This is a genomic window from Mesorhizobium sp. 1B3, from assembly GCF_050958605.1.
GTDB lineage: Bacteria > Pseudomonadota > Alphaproteobacteria > Rhizobiales > Rhizobiaceae.
Map to the genome: position 1 here is coordinate 159501 of NZ_JBJHDO010000006.1, position 24695 is coordinate 184195.

The 24695-nt window shown below is 64.2% G+C and carries 25 protein-coding genes; 6 read left to right on the forward strand and 19 right to left on the reverse strand.

Going from position 1 to position 24695, the window contains the following annotated elements; genetic code table 11:
- Positions 1–131: 131 nt before the first annotated feature.
- The 7 genes from miaB to ACCO56_RS18080 form a co-directional block, all read right to left on the reverse strand.
- Positions 132–1526: a tRNA (N6-isopentenyl adenosine(37)-C2)-methylthiotransferase MiaB gene (miaB, locus tag ACCO56_RS18050; RefSeq protein WP_433642198.1), complete on the reverse strand. Its 1395-nt coding sequence runs from the start codon at positions 1524–1526 to the stop codon at positions 132–134.
- A 67-nt stretch (positions 1527–1593) separates the two neighbouring features.
- On the reverse strand, positions 1594–2382 hold the full coding sequence (locus tag ACCO56_RS18055; RefSeq protein ID WP_433642200.1) for a lysophospholipid acyltransferase family protein: 789 nt from the start codon (positions 2380–2382) through the stop codon (positions 1594–1596).
- Between the two features lie 129 nt (positions 2383–2511).
- Positions 2512–3003: a GNAT family N-acetyltransferase gene (locus ACCO56_RS18060; protein WP_433642398.1), complete on the reverse strand. Its 492-nt coding sequence runs from the start codon at positions 3001–3003 to the stop codon at positions 2512–2514.
- A complete protein-coding gene (gene tsaB, locus ACCO56_RS18065) occupies positions 3003–3686 on the reverse strand; it encodes a tRNA (adenosine(37)-N6)-threonylcarbamoyltransferase complex dimerization subunit type 1 TsaB (protein ID WP_433642201.1) in 684 nt (227 codons plus the stop codon). Before tsaB ends, ACCO56_RS18060 begins: the two co-directional genes overlap by 1 nt.
- 411 nt (positions 3687–4097) lie before the next feature.
- Complete coding sequence (locus ACCO56_RS18070) at positions 4098–6269, reverse strand: malate synthase G (RefSeq protein ID WP_433642202.1); 2172 nt, start codon at positions 6267–6269, stop codon at positions 4098–4100.
- Between the two features lie 189 nt (positions 6270–6458).
- Complete coding sequence (locus ACCO56_RS18075; protein ID WP_433642203.1) at positions 6459–8471, reverse strand: hydantoinase/oxoprolinase N-terminal domain-containing protein; 2013 nt, start codon at positions 8469–8471, stop codon at positions 6459–6461.
- Between the two features lie 130 nt (positions 8472–8601).
- Positions 8602–8727 (reverse strand): DUF1236 domain-containing protein, encoded by a 126-nt coding sequence (locus ACCO56_RS18080; protein WP_433642204.1) that lies wholly within the window; start codon positions 8725–8727, stop codon positions 8602–8604.
- Positions 8728–9209: 482 nt separating this feature from the next.
- On the opposite strand from ACCO56_RS18080, the gene ACCO56_RS18085 reads away from it, so the two are divergent.
- A complete protein-coding gene (locus ACCO56_RS18085; protein ID WP_433642205.1) occupies positions 9210–9869 on the forward strand; it encodes a peroxiredoxin in 660 nt (219 codons plus the stop codon).
- Between the two features lie 43 nt (positions 9870–9912).
- Here ACCO56_RS18085 and ACCO56_RS18090 read toward each other — a convergent pair whose 3' ends face one another.
- The 6 genes from ACCO56_RS18090 to ubiE form a co-directional block, all read right to left on the reverse strand.
- A complete protein-coding gene (locus tag ACCO56_RS18090) occupies positions 9913–10434 on the reverse strand; it encodes a GNAT family N-acetyltransferase (RefSeq protein WP_433642206.1) in 522 nt (173 codons plus the stop codon).
- Positions 10435–10503: 69 nt separating this feature from the next.
- Complete coding sequence (gene coaBC / locus ACCO56_RS18095) at positions 10504–11721, reverse strand: bifunctional phosphopantothenoylcysteine decarboxylase/phosphopantothenate--cysteine ligase CoaBC (RefSeq protein WP_433642207.1); 1218 nt, start codon at positions 11719–11721, stop codon at positions 10504–10506.
- 4 nt (positions 11722–11725) lie between these two features.
- Positions 11726–12142 (reverse strand): type II toxin-antitoxin system VapC family toxin, encoded by a 417-nt coding sequence (locus ACCO56_RS18100; RefSeq protein ID WP_433642208.1) that lies wholly within the window; start codon positions 12140–12142, stop codon positions 11726–11728.
- On the reverse strand, positions 12139–12384 hold the full coding sequence (locus ACCO56_RS18105) for a FitA-like ribbon-helix-helix domain-containing protein (protein WP_433642209.1): 246 nt from the start codon (positions 12382–12384) through the stop codon (positions 12139–12141). The genes ACCO56_RS18100 and ACCO56_RS18105 overlap by 4 nt, the downstream gene beginning before the upstream one ends.
- A gap of 76 nt (positions 12385–12460) precedes the next feature.
- Positions 12461–14035: a 2-polyprenylphenol 6-hydroxylase gene (ubiB, locus tag ACCO56_RS18110; protein ID WP_433642210.1), complete on the reverse strand. Its 1575-nt coding sequence runs from the start codon at positions 14033–14035 to the stop codon at positions 12461–12463.
- Between the two features lie 13 nt (positions 14036–14048).
- The gene (ubiE, locus tag ACCO56_RS18115) at positions 14049–14825 is read right to left on the reverse strand and encodes a bifunctional demethylmenaquinone methyltransferase/2-methoxy-6-polyprenyl-1,4-benzoquinol methylase UbiE (RefSeq protein ID WP_433642211.1); all 777 of its coding nucleotides are present in this window, start codon (positions 14823–14825) and stop codon (positions 14049–14051) included.
- Positions 14826–14935: 110 nt separating this feature from the next.
- On the opposite strand from ubiE, the gene ACCO56_RS18120 reads away from it, so the two are divergent.
- From ACCO56_RS18120 to ACCO56_RS18130, 3 genes are all read left to right on the forward strand, one after another.
- On the forward strand, positions 14936–15916 hold the full coding sequence (locus tag ACCO56_RS18120; protein WP_433642213.1) for an adenosine deaminase: 981 nt from the start codon (positions 14936–14938) through the stop codon (positions 15914–15916).
- 165 nt (positions 15917–16081) lie between these two features.
- Positions 16082–16711 carry a uracil phosphoribosyltransferase gene (gene upp / locus ACCO56_RS18125; RefSeq protein WP_433642214.1) on the forward strand — a complete coding sequence of 210 codons (630 nt, stop codon included), beginning with the start codon at positions 16082–16084 and terminating at the stop codon, positions 16709–16711.
- A gap of 192 nt (positions 16712–16903) precedes the next feature.
- Positions 16904–17497, forward strand: coding sequence for a TIGR02281 family clan AA aspartic protease (locus ACCO56_RS18130; protein ID WP_433642215.1), 594 nt, complete (start codon positions 16904–16906; stop codon positions 17495–17497).
- 17 nt (positions 17498–17514) lie between these two features.
- Here ACCO56_RS18130 and deoA read toward each other — a convergent pair whose 3' ends face one another.
- The 6 genes from deoA to ACCO56_RS18160 all read right to left on the reverse strand — a co-directional run bounded on the left by deoA (position 17515) and on the right by ACCO56_RS18160 (position 23773).
- Entirely contained in the window at positions 17515–18831 is a 1317-nt protein-coding gene (gene deoA / locus ACCO56_RS18135) for a thymidine phosphorylase (protein WP_433642216.1), read from the reverse strand.
- Positions 18832–18946: 115 nt separating this feature from the next.
- Positions 18947–19750: a purine-nucleoside phosphorylase gene (locus ACCO56_RS18140; protein WP_433642217.1), complete on the reverse strand. Its 804-nt coding sequence runs from the start codon at positions 19748–19750 to the stop codon at positions 18947–18949.
- Positions 19747–20139 carry a cytidine deaminase gene (gene cdd / locus ACCO56_RS18145; RefSeq protein ID WP_433642399.1) on the reverse strand — a complete coding sequence of 131 codons (393 nt, stop codon included), beginning with the start codon at positions 20137–20139 and terminating at the stop codon, positions 19747–19749. The genes ACCO56_RS18140 and cdd overlap by 4 nt, the downstream gene beginning before the upstream one ends.
- A gap of 1 nt (position 20140) precedes the next feature.
- Entirely contained in the window at positions 20141–21103 is a 963-nt protein-coding gene (locus ACCO56_RS18150; protein WP_433642218.1) for an ABC transporter permease, read from the reverse strand.
- Between the two features lies 1 nt (position 21104).
- Positions 21105–22244 carry an ABC transporter permease gene (locus tag ACCO56_RS18155; RefSeq protein ID WP_433642219.1) on the reverse strand — a complete coding sequence of 380 codons (1140 nt, stop codon included), beginning with the start codon at positions 22242–22244 and terminating at the stop codon, positions 21105–21107.
- Entirely contained in the window at positions 22241–23773 is a 1533-nt protein-coding gene (locus ACCO56_RS18160; RefSeq protein ID WP_433642220.1) for an ABC transporter ATP-binding protein, read from the reverse strand. Before ACCO56_RS18160 ends, ACCO56_RS18155 begins: the two co-directional genes overlap by 4 nt.
- A 274-nt stretch (positions 23774–24047) precedes the next feature.
- Here ACCO56_RS18160 and ACCO56_RS18165 point away from each other — a divergent pair, with 274 nt between their 5' ends.
- Positions 24048–24257: a SlyX family protein gene (locus tag ACCO56_RS18165; RefSeq protein ID WP_433642221.1), complete on the forward strand. Its 210-nt coding sequence runs from the start codon at positions 24048–24050 to the stop codon at positions 24255–24257.
- Between the two features lie 62 nt (positions 24258–24319).
- A complete protein-coding gene (locus tag ACCO56_RS18170; RefSeq protein ID WP_433642222.1) occupies positions 24320–24694 on the forward strand; it encodes a hypothetical protein in 375 nt (124 codons plus the stop codon).
- The last annotated feature ends 1 nt before the right edge of the window (position 24695 follow it).

The window sequence follows — 24695 nt, forward strand, 5'->3', positions numbered from 1 at the left end:
GTCCGATGCCCCGGAGGGCACGTTCTTCAGTTCGCTAGCGCTCAACCATCTCTCCTATTGGTAGCCGGGGCTCTCTTCTCTTGCCGCAAGTTTTTATCGGAAAACCGTGGGACATTTTTTCCGAAACCTGCTCAGACTGCCTGGGCGTACAGGCTGTTGGTGCCTGCGCCCGTGATTCGGACGGTGACAACGTCACCGATTCCGCCAGCCTTTTCATCAACAATCACCGGCTGCAACCATGGCGAGCGACCAACCCGCTGGCCGGCATGGCGGCCCGGTTTCTCGATCAGCGTCGACATGGTCTTGCCGACGAGGCTCTCGGTGAACTCGCGTTGCTGCTTGTTGAGCAGCGCCTGCAGCCGTTGCAGCCTCTCGTCCTTGATCTCCTCGGCGATGTGGTCCCGCATATCGGCCCCGGGCGTGCCCGGCCTCGGGGAATATTTGAAGGAGAAGGCCTGGGCGTAGCGGACCTCGCGCACGATCGCCAGCGTATCCTCGAAATCCGCTTCGGTCTCGCCTGGAAAGCCGACGATGAAATCGCCCGACATCGCGATGTCGGGCCGCGCGGCGCGGATGCGCTCGATCAGCCTGAGATAGTCAGCGCCGGTGTGGCGGCGGTTCATCGCTTTGAGGATACGGTCGGATCCCGCCTGGACCGGCAGGTGGAGGTAAGGCATCAGCGCATCGAGATCGCGATGGGCCGAAATCAGCTCGTCATCCATGTCGCGGGGATGGCTGGTCGTATAACGCAAGCGGGCAAAACCCGGGATCTCGGCCAGCCGATGAAGCAGCCGCCCCAGCCCCCACGGCTTGCCGTCAGGGCCTTCGCCATGCCAGGCATTGACGTTCTGGCCAAGCAGCGTGACCTCGCGCACGCCGGCTTCCGCCAGGCGCTCCGCCTCGGCCAGTATCTGCGAAACCGGGCGCGACACTTCCGAGCCGCGGGTATACGGAACCACGCAGAAGGTGCAAAACTTGTCGCAACCTTCCTGCACCGTCAGGAAAGCGGTGACGCCGCGCTTGATCACCTCGGCCCGCCGCGGCTGCGGCAGATGCTCGAACTTGTCCTCGATCGCGTAGTCGGTTTCGACGACTTTCTCGCCCTCGCGTGCCTTGCGCACCACCTCGGGCAGGCGATGATAGGTCTGCGGGCCGATCACGAGGTCGACCGCGGACGAGCGGCGGATGATCTCCTGCCCTTCGGCCTGCGCGACGCAGCCGGCTACCCCGATCATCATCTCGCGACCGGCCTGCTGGCGCTCCGCCTTCAGCTTGCGGATGCGGCCAAGCTCGGAATAGACCTTCTCGGCAGCCTTCTCGCGAATATGACAGGTGTTGAGGAGAACGAGATCGGCGTCCTCGATTGCGTCGGTCGCGGCATAGCCGTCGGCCGCCAGCGCATCCGACATCCGCTGGGAATCATAGACGTTCATCTGGCAGCCATAAGTCTTGACAAAGACCTTCCTGGTCGCCGCCGGTCGCGTCTCGAGGGGAAGGGCGGCCTCGCGCTCGCCAATATCGCTCATTTCCATTCGGCGGCTTTTAACGCTTCTCCACGACAAAAAACAGACGCTTTCGTGCGGCCGTTCGTTCCTACGAAAGACGCAGGCGCTCGATCATCATGGCGCGGACCTCTTCCTGCGCGTGCCGCGCCGCCTGCTTGCGGTTGCTGCCGGGCGTATATTCCACCGGCGCGCCGAAGCTCACATGGACGTCCATGGCGCCCTCGCGCAGCAGGCGGAAGATATGCGGAACCAGATCGGCGTCGCCGATCCAGGATGCAACCATGCGATGACGGCGGCCCATGGGCAGGCCGTGCAGCCGCGTGTAGGCGATCGCCACCGGCTGGATGTACATCTTCTCCACCTTGCCTGCCGCGAGCGCGATATCGGCAGCGGCGAAAAGGGTGCTCTTGAAGGGTGACAGAAAATTGCCGTCGGAGGTCGTGCCCTCGGCGAACAGCACGACGGCGGCATTGCCGGCGAGTCTCTGGCCGACTTCCGAGGCCTGGTCGCCGGATTTACGCCTGCGATCCCGCTCGACGAAGATGGTGCGCTGGAGCCCGCACAGAAAGCCGATCAACGGCCAGCGCGCCATGTCGGACTTGGCGATGAAGGTGACATGGCCGAGCGAGCCCAGCGCCATGATGTCGGTCCAGGAGATATGGTTCGCCGCGATCAGAAGCGGCCGTTCCCGCGCCATCTCGCCATGCGGATGGACACGGATGCCCAGCATGCGCAACATGTTTGTGTGCCACCAGCGCGGCCAGCGATGCTCGTCGATCAGACCCGTCTTCATGGCGAAGGTCTGCACCACGATCACCCAGAGGGTAATTGCAACGATGCCCAGCAGCCCCAATATCGTGCGGATCGTTCCGATCATCTCGCCAACCGTTTCCCACCCAACGCCTTCGGTTCCAGCATTCAAGCCCAAGTGAAAATGCCTGACGTCGCGCAAATGCAAGTTACAAAATCGTAGGGTGCCTGCTCACGACCAAGGAAGCGCGGCGCGCTATCGAAGATCGCGGCGCATGACAAGCGCGCCCGACCGACCGCTTCCTGCCGTCTGATAGTAGGCCGGCCGCTTGCCGACCTCCTGAAAGCCGAGGCGCCTGTAGAGGTGGAGGGCTGCAATATTGGTTTCGTCCACCTCGAGGAACAGAGCCTCTGCCCGCTCCGCATGCAGCTCCCGCAGCACGGCATCCATGAGTTGCCAGCCCAGACCCTGGCGCCGATGAGCGCGGGCGACGACCACCGTCAGGATCTCTCCTTCGCCCGCCGCCAGTCTCGCCAGCACGAAGCCGACGGGACCGGCGCTGGCCCTGCCGGTTTCGAGTACGGTGAATCCGAAGACGGTGTCCTGGGCGAGCAGCGACGCGAATTCGTCGTCACTCCAAGGGCGCACGAAATCCTGCCGATGCAGAAGCGCGATCGCCCCCGCGTCCTCACCAGTCAGTCTCGCGACGGAATAATCCCGCTTCGGTCGCAGGAAAGGAAATCGGATCATGCGCGCGACCTCGGCAAGATGAAGCCAGACTGCGGCTTGGCGTCGGGCTCGCGCAGGTAAACGGGTGCCGGCTTATGCGGCGAAGGGCCGCGCAGCGCGGCGAGCCGCGCAAAGGTCGCGATATCCGCGGTCGCAGTCGCGAGACCGGTGTCCAGCGCCAGCGGCCCTGCCGCCTGCGCGATCTTCTCCGCCGCCGTTCCGCACACGACGGGAGCAGCGTCGACCGCAACGGCAAGGGCGTCCGCGAAACTCAGCACGCAGGCATCATAGCTCATTTTGCCCGCGGCATCGTATAGAGCCACATAGAGTTCGCCCCGGCCGGCATCGATCGCCACCATAATCGGCCGATTGGGGAAAGCGTCCCCGGCTTCAGCGGCGATGGCATCCAGCGTGGTAACCCCGATCGACGGTATTTTGAGAGCCAGCGCCAGGCCGCGAATGGTCGACACGCCGACCCGGACGCCGGTGAACGATCCCGGTCCGGTCGAGACTGCCAAGCTCCCCAGTTCGGAATAATCCGCGCCAGCGGCCTGCAACGCCTCGGCGATCGTCGCCATCAGGCGCTCGGCGTGTCCCTTGCCGATATCGGCGACGGAACGACCGAGCTCATGGCCTGCCGCCGTGTCCCAAACGCAGGCCGCGCAGAGATTGGCAGCACTGTCGACGGCGAGCAGCTTCATGGGTCAGCCGAAGGAGCTCTATGTTGCCCCCCTCTGTCCTGCCGGACATCTCCCCCACAAGGGGCTACGACATTCACACATCTCACGGATCGTCGGCGGTCTCTGGAACACCCCTCATCCGACCTCCGGCGCTTGTGCCGCGGCTTAGCCGCGTCACAAGCTTGTCGGCCACCTTCTCCCACAAGGGGAGAAGGCAAGACGGCCGCAGCGCTCCTGCCAATCGCCAGCATTTGCGATTGGCAGGAGCGCTTCTGCAAAACTCCTCCTTCTCCCCTTGTGGGAGAAGGTGGCCGCGCCAAGCGCGGTCGGATGAGGGGTGCTCCAGAAAGCTCCGCCGGATGTGTGAATCTCGTACCCTCGTGGGGGAGATGTCCGGCAGGGCAGAGGGGGGCAACGTAGAGTGCCGTCATCTCAGCGATTATGCGCCTTCAGCTCCAGCCGCCGCCGATGCAGCACCGGCTCGGTGTAGCCGTTGGGCTGGACGCGGCCCTGGAAGACGAGGTCGCAGGCCGCCTGGAAGGCGATGGACTTGTCGAAGTCGGGCGCCATCGGGCGGTAGAGCGAATCGCCGGCATTCTGCCCGTCGACGATGGCCGCCATGCGCTTCATCGTCTCCATCACCTGGGCCTGGCTGCACACGCCATGATGCAGCCAGTTGGCGATGTGCTGGGAGGAGATGCGCAGCGTGGCGCGATCCTCCATCAGCCCGACGTCATTGATGTCGGGCACCTTGGAGCAGCCGACGCCCTGGTCGATCCAGCGCACGACGTAACCCAGGATCCCCTGCGCGTTGTTGTCGAGTTCCTTCTGGATGTCCTCGGGCGTCCAGTTGGGACGCACCGCCACCGGTACCGACAAGATGTCGTCGAGCCTGGCCTTGGCGCGGCCCTTGAGCGACGCCTGCACGGCCTTGACGTCGACCGCGTGATAGTGGGTCGCATGCAGCGTCGCCGCCGTCGGCGACGGCACCCAGGCGGTGTTGGCACCCGCCTTGGGATGGGCGATCTTCTCGGAAAGCATCGCCGCCATCATGTCGGGCATCGCCCACATGCCCTTGCCGATCTGGGCATGGCCGGACAGCCCGCATTCCAGGCCGGTGTCGACGTTCCAGTTCTCATAGGCGCCGATCCAGGCCGCCTTCTTCATGTCGCCCTTGCGGATCATCGGTCCGGCTTCCATCGAGGTGTGGATCTCGTCGCCGGTGCGGTCGAGGAAACCGGTGTTGATGAACACCACGCGCTCCTTGGCGGCGCGGATGCACTCCTTCAGATTGACGGTGGTCCGCCGCTCCTCGTCCATGATGCCCATCTTCAGCGTGTTGGGCCTCATTCCCAGGGCCTGCTCGACGCGGCCGAAAATCTCCACCGCGAAGGCCACTTCCTCGGGCCCGTGCATCTTCGGCTTGACGATATAGACCGAGCCGGCCGGCGAGTTCTTGCGACGGCCGTTGGGGCCGACATCGTGCAGCGCGATCAGGCTGGTGATCATGGCGTCCATGATGCCTTCCGGCACCTCGTTGCCGTCGCGGTCGAGGATCGCCGGATTGGTCATGAGGTGGCCGACATTCCGGACCAGCATCAGCGAGCGGCAGCGCAACTGGAAAGTGGAGCCGTCGGGCGCACGGTAGTCGAGGTCGGGATTGAGCTTGCGCACGAAGCTCTTGCCGCCCTTGGTGACCTCCTCCTGGAGATCGCCCTTCATCAGGCCGAGCCAGTTGCGATAGACGACGACCTTATCGTCGGCATCGACGGCGGCAATCGAATCCTCGCAGTCCATGATGGTGGTCAAGGCCGATTCCAGCCAGACATCGGAGATATGGGCAGGATCATCCTTGCCGATGGTCGAGGTGGGGTCGACCAGGATTTCGATCAGGATGCCGTTGTTCCTGAGCAGGAGCTGGCCCTGCACCGACGGATCGTCATGATAGCCGGCGAATTGCGCTGGGTTCGCGAGGCCGGCCGCACGCCCGCCGTCGAGCCTCACCAGGAGCGCTCCGTCCTTGACCGAGAAGCCACGCGCGTCCTGCCAGGAAACGCCGTCGAGCGGCGCGGCGCGATCCAGGAAATCGCGCGCCCAGGCGATCACCCTAGCGCCGCGCGTCGGATTGTAGCCCTTGCCTTTTTCGGCGCCGTCGGTCTCCGGGATGGCGTCGGTGCCATAGAGCGCGTCATAGAGCGAGCCCCAGCGGGCGTTGGCGGCGTTGAGGGCATAGCGGGCATTCATTACCGGCACGACGAGCTGCGGCCCGGCCAGTTCGGCGATCTCGGCATCGACATCGGCGGTCGTCACGCTGAAGGCCGGCCCCTCCGGCAGGAGATAGCCGATCTCGGCGAGGAAGGCCTTGTAGGCGGCCATGTCCGTGGGCGCGCCGTTGGCCCGGTACCAGTCGTCGATCTTCTGCTGCAGCGCGTCGCGCTTGGCCAGCAGCGCCCGGTTCTTCGGCGCCAGATCATGCACGATCGCCGAGAAGGCCTGCCAGAACGCATTCGCGTCGATCCCAGTGCCGGGCAGCGCCTCGGCCTCGATAAAATCTCGCAGCTGACCCGCAATCCTGAGGCCGGCGATTTCGACGCGGTCGGTCATCAATGCATCTCCAAGTCATTGGCGAAGTTCTTGGTCAGCCGGCCTTTGACATGCCGAAGGAGGCGGGTCAATTCGCCCTGAGCAGATGACGCCCGGCTTGGCCCCGCACATCATCTGCTCAGCCCTCTGTTTCGCCGAAGGTTTTTGTCGGAAAACGGTGGGACAGCTTCCGAACCTGCTCAGGCTATATCAAGCCGCTATGCGTGGGCGACCACTGGCCGTTGCGACGAGGATCGCCTCCACGAAGGTGCGCCGCCCTTCCACCGTCGCGCTTTTGACATCGCGCGACATCACGATCTCGGCGATGCCAGCCCCTGCCGCCTGAGCCCGGTCCGAGGCAAGGTTGCGGATTTCGGCTTCGGCTGCAGCCATGGCGTCATCTTCGTCGATGAAATCGCGTATCACATCGCCGGCGCTGATACGGAATATTCCTTCTTCCGGTTGGCTCACCCGGGCCTCGACGGAAATCCGCACTTGGCCGACGACGGCCCCCACGGCGTTGGCCACGTCGGTGTCGGCCGGCACCAGGCACCGGTTGCCCACGAGTTGCGGCAACGCAGCGTAATGAAGGGGGGCAGAAGCACCGAGGCCTATGACCGGCCGATCGAGCGCAACCGTCAGCCGGGCAATACCGCCATGGCCGTCGACCGCCCGCTGGACAAGCGCGTGGGCGACCGTCACGGCTCCGTCGAGCCCGTCTTCGGCGAAAGCGGTCTCGAGGATCGCCTCGGCCGAGAAGCGGGTGAGCGCCGCGAGCACGCGTTCGGCGATCTCCTCGGCGGTCGTCGCGATCGGCTGGCCCCGTCCGTCGCGGCGGCGAGCAAACAGCTGAGCGCCGAGGCGCGCGGCCGCGGGATCCCAGTTCGTCTGCCGTCCCAGCACATGGGCGGCATCCGACGGTGTGAATCCCGCGATATGGACAAGGCCCCGCGCCACAAGCCGTACGAGGGTGGCGTTCTGGGCCGTCGAGACAAGGAGCCGGTCGAGCGGCTGCGGCACCCTCGTGATCTGGTCGTAGAGCTTGGCCTCGGCAGTGGCGAGCCCCGCGGCGAGACGGTCGGGAACGCCTGTGCGCAGGACAAAGCGCCCGTCCATCCGCCCGGAATTGGGCGCCCGCAACTGCCGCTCGAGCTCGCCGATCACCGTTTCGCCGTGCATCATGCCGAGGAGCGCAAGCGGCACGAGCCGGCGCGGACCGAGCAGAAGCCTAGGCGTCAGCCCGCGATCCTCCAGCGAGACTTCCGAATCCCCGCCAAGACCGAAAGTCCGCATGGCGACGGCCTCGACCATGGTGCGGAAACCGCCGACCGTGGCACCCTCGGGATCGAGACGCGGGCGACCGCCTTCCAGGACCGCGACGTCGGTCGTGGTGCCTCCGATGTCGGACACGACGGCATCATCGAGGCCCGTCATATGCCATGCGCCGACGAGGCTCGCGGCCGGGCCGGAGAGGATCGTCTCGATCGGACGCTGGCGGGCGAAAGCCGCCGAGACCAGCGCGCCGTCGCCGCGAACGACCATCAGCGGCGCCGTTATGCCGCGCCGCGCCAGAAATCCTTCGGTCGCCGCGGCGAGCCGATCGATCATGGAAACGAGGCGGGCGTTCAGGAGCGTCGTCAGCGCCCGTCTCGGCCCCCCCAGCTTGGCCGACAATTCGTGGCTGGCGGTGACGGGAAGGCCGGTCCGCTCGCGGATCAGATCGCGCGCGGCAATCTCGTGAGCGGGATTCCGGGTGGCGAAATAAGCGCAGACGGCAAAGCTCGAAACGGCCGTTCCCAGTGCCGGCAACGCTTCTTTCAGAACCTCCAGATCCAGAGGCTGCTCGTTGCCATGGACGTCATGCCCGCCGGGGCAGAAAATCACGGGATCGCTGCCGAGTGCCTTTTGCAGGCCATCCCTGGCGAGGTCCGCCTGGGAGAACCCGATCATGACCAGCGCGACACGGCCGCCCTGCCCTTCCACAAGCGCGTTGGTGGCAAGCGTGGTCGACATCGATACCAGCTTGATGGCGGCGGGGTCGACGGCGGCCGTTTCAAGCACCGCGTCGACCGCCCCCGAAATTCCCACAGCGAGATCGTGCCGCGTCGTCAGTGCCTTGGCCTTGGCGACGACGCCTGCGAGTTCCGACCACAGGACTGCATCGGTATAGGTGCCGCCGGTATCGATGCCCAGGAAAAGCGCGGAGGAGGAAACTGCATCCATCAGGGACGATCCAGCATGGTCGGTCATGCAGGCCATAGCGCAGCTTCAACGCACGGAAAAGGCCGGCTGCGTTGTGCCAGGCCGACCTTTCTACCTTATACAAGTGCACTTGGCGCTTGGCCCGCCCTCGCTATCCGCCCTGCACCCACACCACTCTGCGGCCGCCGCGGTTGACGAGCACCGGGCCGCCGTCGGTGTAGACACAGGTATAGGCGGGATCCTCGGGTATGGGCGCGAGTTCGACATCAGACGGCACGACGGCCCACGGCAACGCGATTGCTCCCCTTGCCCAGCCTCTGTACCGGATCTCGTCAGGTCGTGCCCAAGGCGTTCGCCTGCTCTTCCTGTTCCATCGTCAGCGGCTTGATTTCAGGCGGCAGAGGCTCGGCAACCGTCGGCACGTCTTGCCCGGTAGCGATTGGCCGAGAGGAGGCGCAGGCGCAGAGAAGAACCAGCGGCAGAATGGCAAGAAGGCGGAAGAACATGCGATGGCGGTAAGGGCGAGCTGTGGCGGGATCAGGGCGAACCACCCTCTTTCGTCTAAGCCTTCGGCCGTCGAGCGGGCGGAGGCTGCACCCGTCGGAACCGAGAGCCGGGTCGCCAGAGGAAATTTTTCCCGTCATCGAAAGGGAATGAGCCATGCCCATTCCAAGGAACGACGAAAATGGTCGGCTTCGTTCTCGAAACGGGCCCGAATTGCGCTATGATGGGGAAAATTCTACGCTAGAGGAGACACCCATGGGCCTACGCATCAACGACACCGCGCCCGACTTCACCGCGGAAACCACGCATGGCACGATCCAGTTCCATGACTGGATCGGGGACGGATGGGCGGTGCTGTTTTCTCACCCCAAGAACTTCACACCCGTCTGCACCACCGAGCTCGGCACCATGGCCGGGCTGGAAGACGATTTCAGGAAACGCAACGCCAAGATCATCGGCATCTCGGTCGATCCGGTAGAGGACCACGTTCGCTGGAAGGACGATATCCAGAAGGCTACCGGCTATGCCGTCGATTATCCGCTGATCGGCGACCGCGACCTGAAAGTGGCGAAGCTCTATGACATGCTGCCGGCGGACGCCGGCGACAGCGCAGCCGGCCGGACTCCGGCCGACAACGCCACCGTCCGCTCGGTCTATGTCATCGGGCCGGACAAGAAGATCAAGCTGGTGCTGACCTATCCCATGACGACCGGCCGCAACTTCAACGAGATCCTGCGGGCGATCGATTCCATTCAGTTGACGGCGAAGCACCAGGTCGCCACGCCGGCCAATTGGCAGCAGGGCGAGGATGTGATCATCACGGCCGCCGTTTCCAACGAAGACGCGATCAAGCGCTTCGGGGCCTTCGAGACGATCCTGCCTTACCTTCGCAAGACCAAGCAGCCCACTGCATGAGTAAGTGCCCCGCCTGGTCGGAAAAATAGGCAGGCGGGGCGATTTACCTTTCGAGCAATATGACCGGCTTCCCCTGGAAGCAGGTGCGGGCAAATTCGCGGAAGCCGGTCTTGGCCGCAACCCGCAACGAGGCGATGTTGTCCGGCTCGATGAGGCAGGTTGCGCGCTTGCCAGGAAACTTTTCCGTCCCCCAGGCAAGTAGGGCGTTGACCGCCTCGGTGGCGAGCCCCTTGCCTTGGGTTTCCGGCCGAAGCGCCCAGCCTGTCTCCATCGAGCCTTCGATACTGGGCTCGATAACGCGACGCAACTCGTGGAAGCCGGCCTCGCCTATCAGCCGACCCGTCGCTTTTTCCTCGATGGCCCAGAAGCCGAAGCCCATGACCTGCCACATGCCGGCATGACGGAGGAACCGCACCCATGCCTGGTCACGGGGGAAAGGCTGGCCGCCGATGAAACGCGTGACGAGAGGGTCGACCCACATGGCCGAATGCGCCTCGAAATCCTCGGGCCGATGCCCGCGCAACACGAGCCTGGGGCTCTCCAGAACAGGAATGGTTATGGGCATCGTCTTCGGCTCATCGAAGGAAGCGATAGCATGGGGCCGTGGTTGAGATCGCGAGCGAAGGCGTAGCCATCAGGTGGGATTTGCCTCCAGCCTTTCGGCGATCAGCGCCGCAAGTCGCTCCGCTACCTGGTCCTTGGTCATTTCCGGCCATTCGTCCACCCCTCCCTTTGTGACGATCCTGACACGATTGCGATCGCCTCCCATGGCGCCGCCGGCGGGCGACACATCATTTGCGACGATGAAATCCGCGCCTTTCTTCTTCAGCTTGGCTTCGGCGTTCTTGAGGACGTCCTGCGTTTCCGCGGCAAAGCCTACAACGAGATCCGGACGGCGTGCATGATGACCAACGGTCGACAGAATGTCGGGATTTTCGATCATCTTGAGCGAGGGTGGGCCCTCACCGGCAACCTTCTTGATCTTCTCCGCGGCGGAATTCTCGGTGCGCCAGTCGGCTACTGCCGCCACGAAGACTGCCGCGTCGGCCGGCAGCAGCGCCTCGACGGCATCGCGCATCTCGCGCGCAGTCTCGACATGGCTCGTCTTTACACCGGCTGGGTCCGGAAGAGCCACGGGCCCTGAAACCAGCCGCACATCGGCGCCGAGCCTGGCAAGAGCGGCCGCGATCGCATGCCCTTGCTTGCCGGATGAACGGTTGGCGATGTAGCGGACCGGATCTATCGGCTCATGGGTCGGACCGGACGTAACGATGATTTTCCTGCCGGCCAACGGTTTTTGCCCTGCATCGAACATGGCTTCAGCCGCCGCGACGATCTCCAGCGGCTCAGCCATGCGCCCCTCACCGGCCTCCTTTGCCTCCGCCATCTCGCCCGTGCCCGGCCCGACAAAGGCGACACCGTCGCGTTCGAGCGTCGCATGATTGCGGCGCGTGGCGGGATGTGACCACATGCGCGGGTTCATGGCCGGCGCCATCAACACCTTCTTGTCGGTGGCAAGCAGGACCGCCGAAGCGAGATCGTCGGCCAGACCGTTGGCCGCCTTGGCCATCAGATCGGCGGTGACCGGCGCCACCACAAGGAGGTCCGCCTCGCGCGACAGGCGGATGTGGCCGACATCCTGTTCGTCCTGCCGGTCGAAAAGATCGGTGAACACGTGATCCGCCGACAACGCGCCGGCGGCGAGCGGCGTCACGAATTGCTGGGCCGCGGCCGTCATGACGCAACGCACCGATGCTCCACGCTCGCGCAGGCGACGGATCAGGTCGAGGCTCTTATAGGCCGCTATGCCGCCGCCTATGATCAGGAGGATGCGCTTGCCGGAAAGGGTCATAGGGTCATGTCTCCGGTAGCTTCAGTGCCGGCACTATATCGGTATGGATGAAATCATCGCCCTTGAAAAGAAGCGGCAATTGCCGCGTCATTGCCAATGCGTAGGCGAAGCAATCCCCCATGTTCAGGCTGGCGGGATGACCACTTCCCCGCCCGAAGCGAAGATAGGCCGATCGGGCGACGGCCATCTGATCGAGATCGAATGCGACGACGGTCGGCGAAAGTCGTTCCACCAACATCTCCAGACGCAGATGTCCGCTCTGCAGTTTGCCTCGGGAAACGACGCACCCCGCTTCGAACAATGTCGCTGTGCCGACGACCATTTCATCGGCCTCGTGGAAGGCCTGCCTGTAAGCCATGGCGTCGGCCTCGTCGTTCAGGACCGCCATCAGGGCCGACGTGTCGACAGCGAAAGCTATCACGCAAGGCCCTCGTCCCACATCTCATCCGTCAGTCTCTTGAGGTCGAATGGCTGCGTGGGCTTCACGCCCAACCGGGTCAATTCTTCGATCGTGGGCTTGCGTCGACTTGCGGCTACCGCGCCGACGCTCCTGGCAAGGATCTCTCGCGCCTCCTGTTCCATCGATACACCATGCTCGGCGGCTCGCTTGCGCAACTCCCGCTTAACACGGTCGTCGAGATTGCGGATCGTCAACGTACCCATCTGTTTCTCCTCCCGGCAAAATCTATGCCGAGAGCAATAGGCTTTCAATGACAGCGTTGCTGTCATTGAAAGCACGTCAGACCAGCTTCCAAGCAATGAACAACAGCGTCAACGCAATCACCCACAGGGCGATGCGGCCGGAGCGCGTATGCCGCGCTTCGGCCCTGCCGATCGCCTTGGCCGTGCCCTCGTCGAAGCGCAGGCCATGCTCGGCCATGGCGTCGATCTCGCGTGTGAGCTTCTCGGTGCGGGCGGCGAGTTCCGGTGCCTGGCGGGCAAAGGACACAAGGGCCGCAACACCTTCGCGCGCATCGGAAAGCAGGCCGCGGGGCCCGAGATTTTCCGCGATCCAATGTCCGACCACAGGCTCCGAGGTCTTCCACATGTTGAAGGCGGGATCGAGGGTGCGCGCAACGCCTTCGACAACGACCATCGTTTTCTGAAGGAGCACGAGTTCCGGGCGCGTCTCCATGTCGAACAGCTCGGTCACCTCGAAGAGCAGGGTGAGAAGCTTGGCCATGGAGATGGTTTCGGCGGGCTGGCCATGAATCGGCTCGCCTATGGCGCGGATAGCCTGGGCAAAAGCCGAGATGTCGTGCTTGGCCGGCACATAGCCCGCCTCGAAATGCACTTCCGCGACGCGCCTGTAGTCGCGCCTGATGAACCCATAGAGGATCTCGGCCAGGAAGCGCCGTTCCTTCTTGGTTAGCCGGCCGGAGATGCCGAGATCGACGGCGACGATGGTGCCGGCCGCGTCCACGAACATGTTGCCGGGATGCATGTCGGCGTGGAAGAAGCCGTCGCGCAACGTATGCCTGAGGAACGATTGGACAAGGTTCGCCGCGATCGCCCTGAGATCGTGCCCCGAGGCGTGCAAGGCCTCCAGGTCATTGAGCTTTATGCCGTCGATCCATTCGATGGTGAGCACGTCGCGGCCGGTGCGCTCCCAATCGACGGACGGCACGCGGAAGCCGGGATCGCCCTTCGTGTTCTCGGCAAGTTCCGACAGTGCCGCCGCTTCGAGACGAAGATCCATTTCGATCTTGGTCGTCTGAGCGAGCGTCTCGGTGACTTGCACGGGGCGGAGCCGGCGGGCCGACGGGATGTATTTTTCCTGCAGCCGCGCCGCCAGGAAATAGCTTTCGAGATCCCGGAAGAAGCGGCGGCGCACACCCGGCCGGATCACCTTGACCGCCACCCGGGAGACGACGCCGTCCCGCTCCACTTCCGCCTCATGAACCTGAGCGATCGAGGCGGCGGCCACGGGGTCGCCGAGGCTCAGATAGAGCTCACCGGCCGGCCGGCCAAGTGACCCTTCGATCGCGGTGATCGACTGCACCTTCGGGAAGGTCTCCATCCGGTCCTGCAGCAGCGCCAGGTCGGCCGCCATCTCGGTGCCGACGACATCGGGGCGTGTGGCGAGAAACTGGCCGAGCTTGACGTAGGAAGGGCCGAGCCGCGCGATCGCCCTGGACAGGCGCTCCGAACGATCCTTGCCCATCGCGCGGCGACGGGCGAAAAGCCGCGCTGTGTTCCACGCGAATTTTGGAAAGCCGGCGAGTTGATCGCCCGGAAGAGCGGCCACCACCCCTTCGCGCACCATGATCCAGCCGGCCCGCACCAGCCGGAAGTAAGCTCCTGGGGTGTTCATCCAATGCGACCCGTCAAAGCTTCCAGCCGGAATGGAGCGCCGCTATGCCTCCGGAATAATTGCGGAAAGTTACGCGGTCGAAGCCGACGCCCGATATCATCGAGGCGAAATTCTGCTGGTTCGGGAATTTGCGGATCGATTCCACCAGATAGGCATAAGGTTCGCCGTCACCGGCGACCAGCCTGCCGATGCGTGGGATGGCCTCGAACGACCACGTCTCGTAGATCTTGTCGAGCATCGGCATGTCGACCTCGGAGAATTCGAGGCAAAGGAAACGGCCACCAGGCTTGAGCACCCTGTAGGCCTCTGCCAGCGCCGTTTCGATGCGCGGAACGTTGCGGATCCCGAAAGCGATCGTGTAGGCGTCGAACGTGTCGTCGGTGAAGGGGAGCTCTTCCGCATTGGCCTCGACGAAATCCGTGTTCGCCTCGAGCCGGCGTCGTGCGGCGCGTTCCCGGCCGACAGCCAGCATCGAGCCGTTGATGTCGAGCACCGTGGCATGGGCGTGACCGTGGGACGCGTCGATGATGCGAAAGGCGACGTCACCGGTGCCGCCGGCCACGTCGAGCACCTTCCAGCCTGGATGCTTGGGCGGGTTGAGCCAGCCGACCATGGCGTCCTTCCAAAGCCGGTGCAACCCGCCCGACATCAGGTCGTTCATGAGGTCGTAGCGGCTGGCGACACGGTGGAAGACCTCGTTCACCAGCGGCTGTTTTTCGCCGATGCCGACATCCCTGAAACCGTAGGATGTTTCCATGCCGCCCGCGGCGGTGGTCCTTTGTTCTGACATTTTCGTGTTCCAGGCAGGTTCGGCCGGACCATAGCCGATCAGGCTGGCCGGCGCTATTGTTTAAGGCGCGGCGAACGACCGCGCTTGGGGCAAGCACTACGGGGGCGCGCATGACTTTGAAAGCGGAATTGCACTGCCACATCGAAGGTGCGGCAGACCCTGGCCTCGTCATCCGCCAGGCCCGCAAGTACAATGCCGATCCTACGCCCTTCATCCGTGACGGCTCGTTCGTCTGGCACGATTTCACCAGCTTCCTCGCCGCGTACGATTTCGCGGCCGACCTCTTCCGCAGCGAAGAGGATTATGTGCTGCTTGCCGAGCATTATCTTACCAGCCTCGCGCGCGACGGCGCGATCTATTCGGAAATCTTCACATCGCCCGACCACGCCCGCAGGGCCGGGCTTTCGCCGGCCGCTTACACGGCTGCGCTGGGCGAAGGCATCGAGCGGGCCAAAGCCAAGACCGGCATCGAGGGCCGCATGATCGTCACCGGCGTGCGTCATTTCGGCGTGGAGTCGATCGAGGCGGCGGCACGTTTCGCGGCGCGCTGCGGTCACCCGCTCGTAACGGGATTCGGGGTTGCCGGCGACGAGCGACAGGGCGACATGGAAGACTATGTTCGAGCCTTCGAGATCGCGCGGGAAGCCGGCCTCGGCATCACCATTCACGCTGGCGAGTTCGGCGGCTGGGAAAGCGTGGCGGCGGCCCTCGACCATATCAGACCCTCGCGCATCGGCCACGGCGTGCGGGCGATCGAGAACGCCGATTTGGTAAAACGAATCGCCGAGCAGGGCGTGGTGCTGGAATGCTGCCCGGTTTCCAATGTGGTGCTGAGGGTGTTCGACAGCTACGCAAGCCATCCCTTCATGAAGCTCAGGGACGCCGGCTGCAGGGTCACGCTCAATTCCGACGACCCGCCCTATTTCTGGACCACGCTGAAACGCGAATACGACGTGGCGAAGGAGCATTTCGGCCTCGACGACCGATCTCTAACCGCGATTACGCGCACCGCGGTCGAGGCGGCCTTCGTCGACAAGAAGACCAGGGCAGCTCTGCTCGCTCGCTTGGCGGAGCCCGCCCGAACGCGCTGAACGCCGGCACGAGAAGTAGCAGAGCGGCCCTTTGCGCATCCGGATGGGCGCGCGGCGCTCTGGACTTCGCCGACAAAATTGTGGTTGGAGGAGAGGAAGCCGTTTTTCCCGAGGCATCCAGCCGGTAGAATTGCGCCGGCCGCCAAGTTTCCAGGAGAAGACCCAATGAAGGGCGTTACCGTCGTCGACCATCCGCTTGTCCAGCACAAGCTGACGATCATGCGCAACAAGGAAACGTCCACCGCCGGCTTCCGTCGGCTGCTGCGCGAGATCTCCCTGCTGCTCGGCTACGAGGTGACACGCGACCTGGAACTCACCACCACCAGGATCGAAACGCCGATGCAGGAGATGGAGGCGCCGACGCTGGAGGGCAAGAAGCTGGTGTTCGCTTCGGTGCTGCGCGCGGGCAACGGCTTGCTGGAGGGGCTGCTCGATCTCGTGCCGGCGGCGCGCGTGGCCCATATAGGTCTTTATCGCGACCATGAAACCTTGCAGGCGGTGGAGTATTTCTTCAAGGCGCCGAGCGATCTCGGCGACCGGCTGGTCATCGTCGTCGATCCCATGCTGGCCACGGCCAACTCGGCAATAGCGGCCATCGACCTACTCAAGGCGCGCGGGGCGACGAACATGCGTTATCTCTGCTTGCTGGCAGCGCCGGAAGGCATCGAGCGTTTCACCAAGGCGCATCCGGACGTGCCCGTCTTCACCGCCGCGATCGATGATCGCCTCAACGAGAAGGGCTATATCGTGCCTGGACTGGGCGATGCCGGCGACCGCATGTACGGCACCAAATAGCCCGTTTCAGCGCGCCGCGTAAAAAAGCTTCACGCAACGCGCTGTAGCGTCTTGCTTTTACGCATGTCTTTTTCGCGAAACCGCTGCACGCTTTCGGGAGACATGCTTTTAACCCGCTGTTAACGCATCCTTCGGTTTTCTGGCCGAAGGTCATTTCACGGCCGCCCGCATTAAGCAGACGCATACCCGGATATGCGTAGTGTCATAGCCGAAATTCAGGGCGTGACCATGCTGCGCAAGTTTCTCATCGTCGGTATCTCAGCGGGGGTTTCCGCAGCCGTTCCGACTCTCTATCAGAGCAATCCGGAAGCATTGGCAACGATGCTGAGCGCGGTGATCGGCGAGCCTGAACCGGACCGCCAGCAGGTCTCGGCGATCGCATCGACGCGCGCGCCTGTCACGAACGCGCCGCTCGGCCGCAAGTTCGAGCTCGCGGCGGATCCGCGCGGTCACTTCACCGCCGACTTCCGCCTGAACGGGCGACTGCTCCCGGCGATGATCGATACAGGCGCCACGCTTGTCGCGATCAACGCCTCCACCGCCCGAAAGATCGGAATCTCGCTCCGCCCCCATGAATTCAGATACAAGGTCGAGACGGCGAACGGGCCGACAAAGGCGGCCACGGCCACGATCGACAATCTGCAGATCGGCCGCATCGTGATCGACAAGGTCCAGGCAGTGGTGCTCGAGGACAAGGCGCTCAGCGGAACGCTGATCGGCATGAACTTCCTCAATCGATTGGGGAAGTTCGAGATCAAGAACGGCACGCTCGTGATGGTGCAGTAGCGGCTGGTGCGCCAGCCTCAGCGTAGCGCCACGCGACGGATCACTGCTTTCTGTAGAGGCGGTTTCGCTTCGCTGATCGTATAGGCATCACGAATGACGGCTGCCGCCTGTTCCGCCTCGTCCCGCGAGCGCGCATGAACCATCGCCAAAGGTTCCCCCGCTCTGATCTCCGCACCGACGGGCATGAATCCCGTAACCCCCACCGCGGGATCGACGGCATCCTCCGGCCGCGTGCGGCCGCCACCCAATGCCACGACGGCAAGACCGATATCGCGGGTTGAAATGCCGGTCACGAAGCCATCCCGCTTCGCGATCGCTGCATGTTCCACCTTGGTCTTGCCGAGATGCTGGTCGGCGCGCTCCACGAGATCGGCTGGCCCGCCGAGTGCGGAGACCATCCGGCCGAAGATCTCGGCCGCCTTGCCGCTGTCAAGCGCTGCGACGGCCCGCTTCATCGCTTCCCTGTTCGATCCTGCCAGTCCCGCCGACACCAGCATCTCGGCCGCCAGCGCCAGCGTGACGTCGAGCAGGCGGCGATCTCGCGCTCTTCCGGTCAAGAAGTCCAAAGCATTGCGGACTTCGAGCGCATTGCCGGCGGCAGACGCCAGCGGTTCGTTCATGCCGGTGATCAGCGCCGTCGTCTTCAGGCCCGCTCCATTCGCCACCTCGACGAGGCTCGTGGCCAACTGCGCGGCGTCACGCGATCTCGCCATGAAGGCGCCATTGCCGAGCTTCACGTCGAGCACCAGCGACTGGAGCCCGGCAGCCAGCTTCTTCGACAGGATGGAGGCGGTGATGAGCGGCACGGATTCCACAGTCGCCGTCACGTCGCGGACGGCATAGAAGCGCTTGTCGGCCGGCGCCAGATCGGCGGTCTGGCCGATGATGGCGCAGCCGACGGTTCGAACGGTGTTGCGGAACAGGGCATTGTCCGGCTGGCTCACATAACCGGGAATGGAATCCATCTTGTCCAGCGTGCCGCCGGTGTGGCCGAGGCCGCGGCCGGAGATCATCGGCACATAGGCGCCGCAAGCCGCGACGATCGGGGCGAGCATCAGCGAGACATTGTCGCCGACGCCACCGGTCGAATGCTTGTCCGTCACCGGACCCGGCAGGTCCGACCAGTCGAGCACGTCGCCGGAATCGCGCATAGCGAGTGTCAGCGCCACCGCCTCGTCCCGGCTCATGCCGTTGAAGAAGACGGCCATGGCAAGCGCGGCCATCTGGCCTTCGGTGATACGCCCCGGAGCGATGCCGGCAACGAACTCCGCGATCTCCGCGGCAGTGAGATGCTCGCCGTCGCGCTTCCTGCGGATGGTTTCCTGAGGGAGCATGACGGCAGACCTAAAGCATATCGCGCGAATTGGGATTCGCGCGATATGCTTTATGCTGTTGTTTTTTAGGCATGTCGTTAAGCCCAAACCGCTGCACACTTTTGGGCGACATGCATCAGTCCAGCATGCCGTCGGCGAAGATTTTGCGCAGAACCGTGGCGAGGCGGGCGCCACCCAGCGGAGCCATGTCCTTGGTTTCCTGGTGCGAGAGCTCCGCCCCGGTCATGCCGGCCGCTAGATTGGTGATGACCGAGCAAGCGGAGACCCGCAGGCCGAGAAAACGGGCAAGAATCACTTCGGGAACGGTCGACATGCCCACCGCGTTCGCGCCGAGAAGGCGCGCCATGCGAATCTCCGCCGGCGTCTCGAAGGACGGTCCGGAAAACCACATATAGACGCCCTTGTGAAGCTCCGTTCCCGTGGCCTCGGCAGCGCGCTCGAACGCGGCCCGCATCGTCAAGTCATAAGCCTCCGTCAGGCCGACGAAGCGCCGATCGGTCGGCTCGTCGAAGAGCGGGTTGGAACCGGAGAAGTTGATGTGGTCGGTCAGGAGCATGATCGAGCCGGGCGGCATCTCGGGCTCCAGCGAGCCGGCGGCGTTGGTCAGGATCAGCTTGTCGATGCCGATGCCCGCCAGCACCTCCAGCGCCGGCCGCATGGCCGCGGCGTTTCCATGCTCGTAATAATGCGCGCGACCCGCGAGCATCAGGATCGGCGCGCCGGCAAAGCGGCCTGCCACGACCGCACCCGCATGGCCGGTAACGCCACTTAGGGGAAAGCCGGGCAATTCCGAATAGGGAATGCGCTCGGCTCCCTCGACCTCGTCGACCAGGCCGCCCAGGCCGGAACCGAGGACCAGAGCCGTCTTTGGAGCCAGCCCCTCCAGCCTTTCGACGAGCCTGTCGATCGCTTCCTTCATTTCAGGACCTCGCCTTCGAAGCCATAGGGCAGCATCGCGCCCATGGGCACGGTTTCGACGACCCCGGTCTCGTCGCAGAGATAGAGCTTCGCGTCGGCGCCGGCGAACTCCGCCAGCCGTTGCCGACAGCCGCCGCACGGGGTGACGCGCGCCATCCGTTCCGCCACGACCGCAATCTCCGTGATCTTGCCGCCACCGCCCATGACGTAATGGCCGAGAGCCGTCGTCTCTGCGCACCAGCCCTCGGGATAGGAAGCGACTTCGATGTTGCAGCCGGAATAGATGCGGCCGTCCTCCGTGCGCAGCGCGGCACCGACGGGGAACTTGGAATAGGGCGCATAGGCCTTGGCCATGGCGGCACGGGCCGCCTCGAAGAGATCGCGTGACAGCTCAGCGCTCCTTCACATAGGGCACGCCGCCGGCGCGCGGCGGAATCGCCTTGCCGATGAAGCCGGCGAGCAGGATGACCGTGAGGATGAAGGGCAGCGCATTGATGAGCTGTACGGGCACCTTACCGATGACCGGCCAGGGCATGCCCTGGAAACGAATGGACGCGGCCTCCAGGAAGCCGAAGAGCAGGCAGGCGAACATCGCCGGCACCGGCCGCCATTTTGAGAAGATGAGCGCCGCAAGCGCGATGAAGCCCTTGCCGGCGGTCATGTCCTTCACGAAGCCGGCATTCTGCGCGACGGCCAGATAGGCGCCTGCGACACCTGTCAGGATGCCGGTGCAGATCACGGCGCGGTAGCGCAGCCATGCCACGGAGATGCCGGCCGTGTCGACCGCCGCCGGGTTCTCACCGACGGCCCGGAGCCTCAGGCCGAAACGGGTGCGGAACAGCACCCACCAAGTGAAGGGCACCATCAGGAAGGCGATATAAACCAGAAGCGAATGGCCGGAGATGAGCTCGGAATAGATCGTGCCGACGACCGGCACGCCGCGCAGCGCCTCGGCGCCAGGCAGCGTGATCGCCTCGAAGCGGGCGGGGCCGCTCAGGGGCGGCGTGCGCCCCCCCTGCCTGAACCAGGCCTGCCCGAGGATGATGGTCGATCCCGCAGCGATGAAGTTGATGGCAACGCCGGAGACGATCTGGTTGCCGCGATGGGTGATCGAGGCGAAGCCGTGGACCAGCGCGAAGAAGGTGGCGATGAGGATGGCCGCCAGGAGCCCCAGCCAGGCCGAGCCTGTGACGGCGGCGGCCGACGCGCCGATGAAGGCGCCGGCCAGCATCTTGCCCTCGAGCCCTATGTCGAAAATACCGGCGCGTTCCGAATAGAGCCCGGCAAGGCAGGCGAGCAACAGCGGCACCGACACCCGGATGGTGGCGTCGAGAAGTTGGACCAGGACATCCATGCTACGCGCCCCTTCCCTTCACCGCCGGCATACCCACCGATCGCGGGCTGAGGGAGGCGAAAGCCGTCTGGACGGCCGGCCGAAACATGTTTTCCAGCGCCCCGGCGAACAGGATGACCAGACCCTGGATGATGACGATCATGTCGCGGCTGATGTTGGGCATCTCGAAGGCGAGTTCGGCGCCGCCCTGGTAGAGCATGCCGAAGAGGATCGCCGCCGGCACGATGCCTAGGGGATGGGAGCGTCCCATCAATGCTACGGCGATGCCCACGAAACCGGCACCCGACACGAAGTCAAGGGCGACGCGATGCTGGTCGCCGAGGATCGGGTTCAGCGCCATCATGCCGGCGAGAGCCCCCGAGATGACCATGGTGACGATGATGATCTTGGTCTCGCTGATGCCGGCATACCGGGCCGCCTTCGGGCTGAAGCCGAAAGTGCGGATCTCGTAGCCGAGCCTGGTGCGCCAGATCAGCGCCCAGACAAGGACCGCCATGACGAGCGCCAGGAGAAAGGCGATGTTGAGCGGCGCCGAGCGCACCGACATTCCGAGCGCTTCAAGCATCCAGTTGAGCTTCGGCAGTTGCGCGCCGGCCAGGAAGTCGCGCGTCTGCGGCGCTTGCGAGCCGGCCGGCTTCAAAACGTCCACCAGCATGTAGACCATGACGCTGGCGGCGATGAAGTTGAACATGATCGTGGTGATGACGATGTGCGAGCCGCGCTTGGCCTGCAGATAAGCCGGGATCAGCGCCCACAGCGCCCCGGTCGCGGCCGCGCCGACAATGGCGATCGGGAAGGTGAGCCACCATGGGAAGACGGCGTCGAAGCTCAGCGCCACCAGACCTACGCCCAGCCCGCTGATATAGGCCTGCCCCTCGCCGCCGATGTTGAACAGGCCGGCATGGAAGGCGACCGCCACGGCAAGGCCGGTGAAGATGAAATTGGTCGCGTAGAACAAGGTATAGGCGATGTTCTGGCCGCTGCCGAAAGCGCCTTCGAATAGAATGACGGCGGCGCGCAGCGGGTTCTCGCCGACCAGAAGCACTACAAGTCCCGCGACGATGAAGGCCACAGCGAGGTTGATCAGCGGGATCAGGCCATAGTCGGCCCAGGCCGGCAGCTTGGCGTAAGGCGTGCTCATTCGGCGGCCTCCCGAGGTTCCACTCCGGCCATCAGCAGACCCAATTCCCCCTCGGTCGCATCGGCCGCGCGCTCGCCGACGATACGACCATCGAACATCACGAGGATGCGGTCGGAGAGCGAGCGGATCTCATCGAGCTCGACCGACACCAGCAGCACCGCCTTGCCCTGGTCGCGCATAGCGATCAGCCGTTTGTGGATGAATTCGATGGCTCCGACATCGACGCCGCGTGTCGGTTGTCCGACGACCAGGACGCCAGGGTCTGTTTCCATCTCGCGAGCGAGCACGATCTTCTGCTGGTTGCCACCTGAGAAATTGGCCGTCTTGAGGCGTGGGCTGCTGGGGCGGATATCGTATTTCTCGATCTTCTCCTTGGCGTCGGCGAGGATCGCCTCGGCATTGAGGAACGGTCCCCTCAGATATTTCGGATCATCGTGATAGCCGAGGATGGAGTTCTCCCGCTCTTCGAAAGCCAGCACCAGCCCGACATGATGGCGGTCTTCCGGGACATGGGCGAGACCTCGATCGCGCAACTCGCCCGGATCGGCACGGCCTGCGACCTCGATCGGCTTGCCGTCAAGCAGGATCGTGCCCGAAACGGCCCTGCGGATGCCGGAGATCGCCTCGATCAGCTCGGACTGGCCATTGCCGGCAACGCCGGCAATGCCGACGATCTCGCCGCCCCGCACGTCGAAGGACACGTCCTTCACCATGGTGACGCCGCGCGAATCCTCGACCGTCAGGCCATCGACGGCGAGCTTGACGGCGCCGGGGCGCGCCTCGCCCTTTTCCACCCGCAGAAGGACCCTGCGGCCGACCATGAGCTCTGCGAGCTCCTCGACCGTGGTCTTGGCGGTCTGGCGGGTCGCCACCATTGCACCCTGCCGCATCACCGACACATTGTCGGTGATGGCCATGATCTCGCGCAATTTGTGGGTGATCAGCACCACCGTCTTTCCCTGCTCCTTCAACTGGCGAAGGATGCGGAACAGATGGTCGGCCTCGGCTGGCGTCAGAACGCCCGTCGGCTCGTCGAGGATGAGGATCTCCGCGCCACGATAAAGCGCCTTGAGGATCTCCACGCGCTGCTGCAGGCCGACGGGAAGCTCCTCGATGATGGCGTCCGGATTGACCTCGAGGCCGTATTCGCGTTCCAGACGCTGCAGCTCCGAGCGGGCCTTGGCGATGGAGCTCTTCAGAAGAGCCTCCCCTTCCGCGCCCAGGATGACGTTCTCCAACACGGTGAAGTTCTCGACCAGCATGAAATGCTGGTGCACCATGCCGATTCCGACCGCTATCGCGTCATTGGGCACCTTGATCGCCGTCGGCTTGCCGCCGACCTTTATCTCGCCGCTGTCGGCCTGGTAAAAGCCGTAGAGAATCGACATCAGCGTGGACTTGCCAGCGCCGTTCTCACCGATTATGCCGTGGATGGTGCCACGCGGAATCTCCAGATGGATGTCCCGGTTGGCATGCACCACTCCGAAGCTTTTGTTGATGCCGATAAGCTCGATCGCAGCCTCAGCCATGCGTCGGCCCCGCTCCCATTTTTTATCGTTTGGTCAAATGACGTAGCACGCCGCCTTCCCCTTGCCAATTGGCGCGGCCCTTCCGGTCACTCTCGACAAAACCCCTCCCGCTTGTCAATTTCGAACAAAGACCTACAGCGCGTCGCGTGAAAAAGGATTCACGCGACGCGCTGTAGGTTCTTGATTTGCGCATGTCTTTTTTCCCGAAGCCGCTGCACACTTTCGGGAGACATGCGTTAGGCATGACATTTGCTGCCCTTTGGAGGTGCTGCTCATGAGTTCTTCCGCAGACCGCCTCACGACGCTGGAGATCCGCACGGCCGAACAAGAAAGGATCATCGAGGAACTGTCCGGCGAGATCGCCGAGCAATGGAAGGTGATCGAAAGGCTGCAAAAGAAGCTCGATGCGCTTACCGACAGGTTCCTGGCCCTGGAGGAGCAGAGCGCTCCGGCGCATGAGGTGACGAAACCGCCGCACTGGTAATTGTCGCGGCCGGGACAGGGCATCGGAATTGGGACATTCGATGCGAAAATTGGGGGAGGACCATGACGCGGGAGGCAGACCTCATGGCGCGGGCCGGCAATTACGTGCTGGGCCTGATGGAGGAGGGCGATCGGCAGCGGGCGGAACGCGATCTCGAGATCGATCCCGCCTTCCGCGACGCCGTGTTGCGGGTTGCCGAGCGCATGCACCTGCTCGACCTCAATCCGGCTCGCGCCGTGGAGCCCGGATTCTGGCGCGCGATAGCGACGCGCATCGGGGAACTGCCGCAGATGCGCACCGCCAGACACGCCCCTGCCACCATGACCAGGCCGGACGTCGGGGCCGCCGGCTTCAGCACGCCGAAGATCACCGTCTTGCTGGTCATCGCATGCGTCGCAGGCTACTTGGCAGGGTTGGCGACTGCCCGGTTTTGGTGAG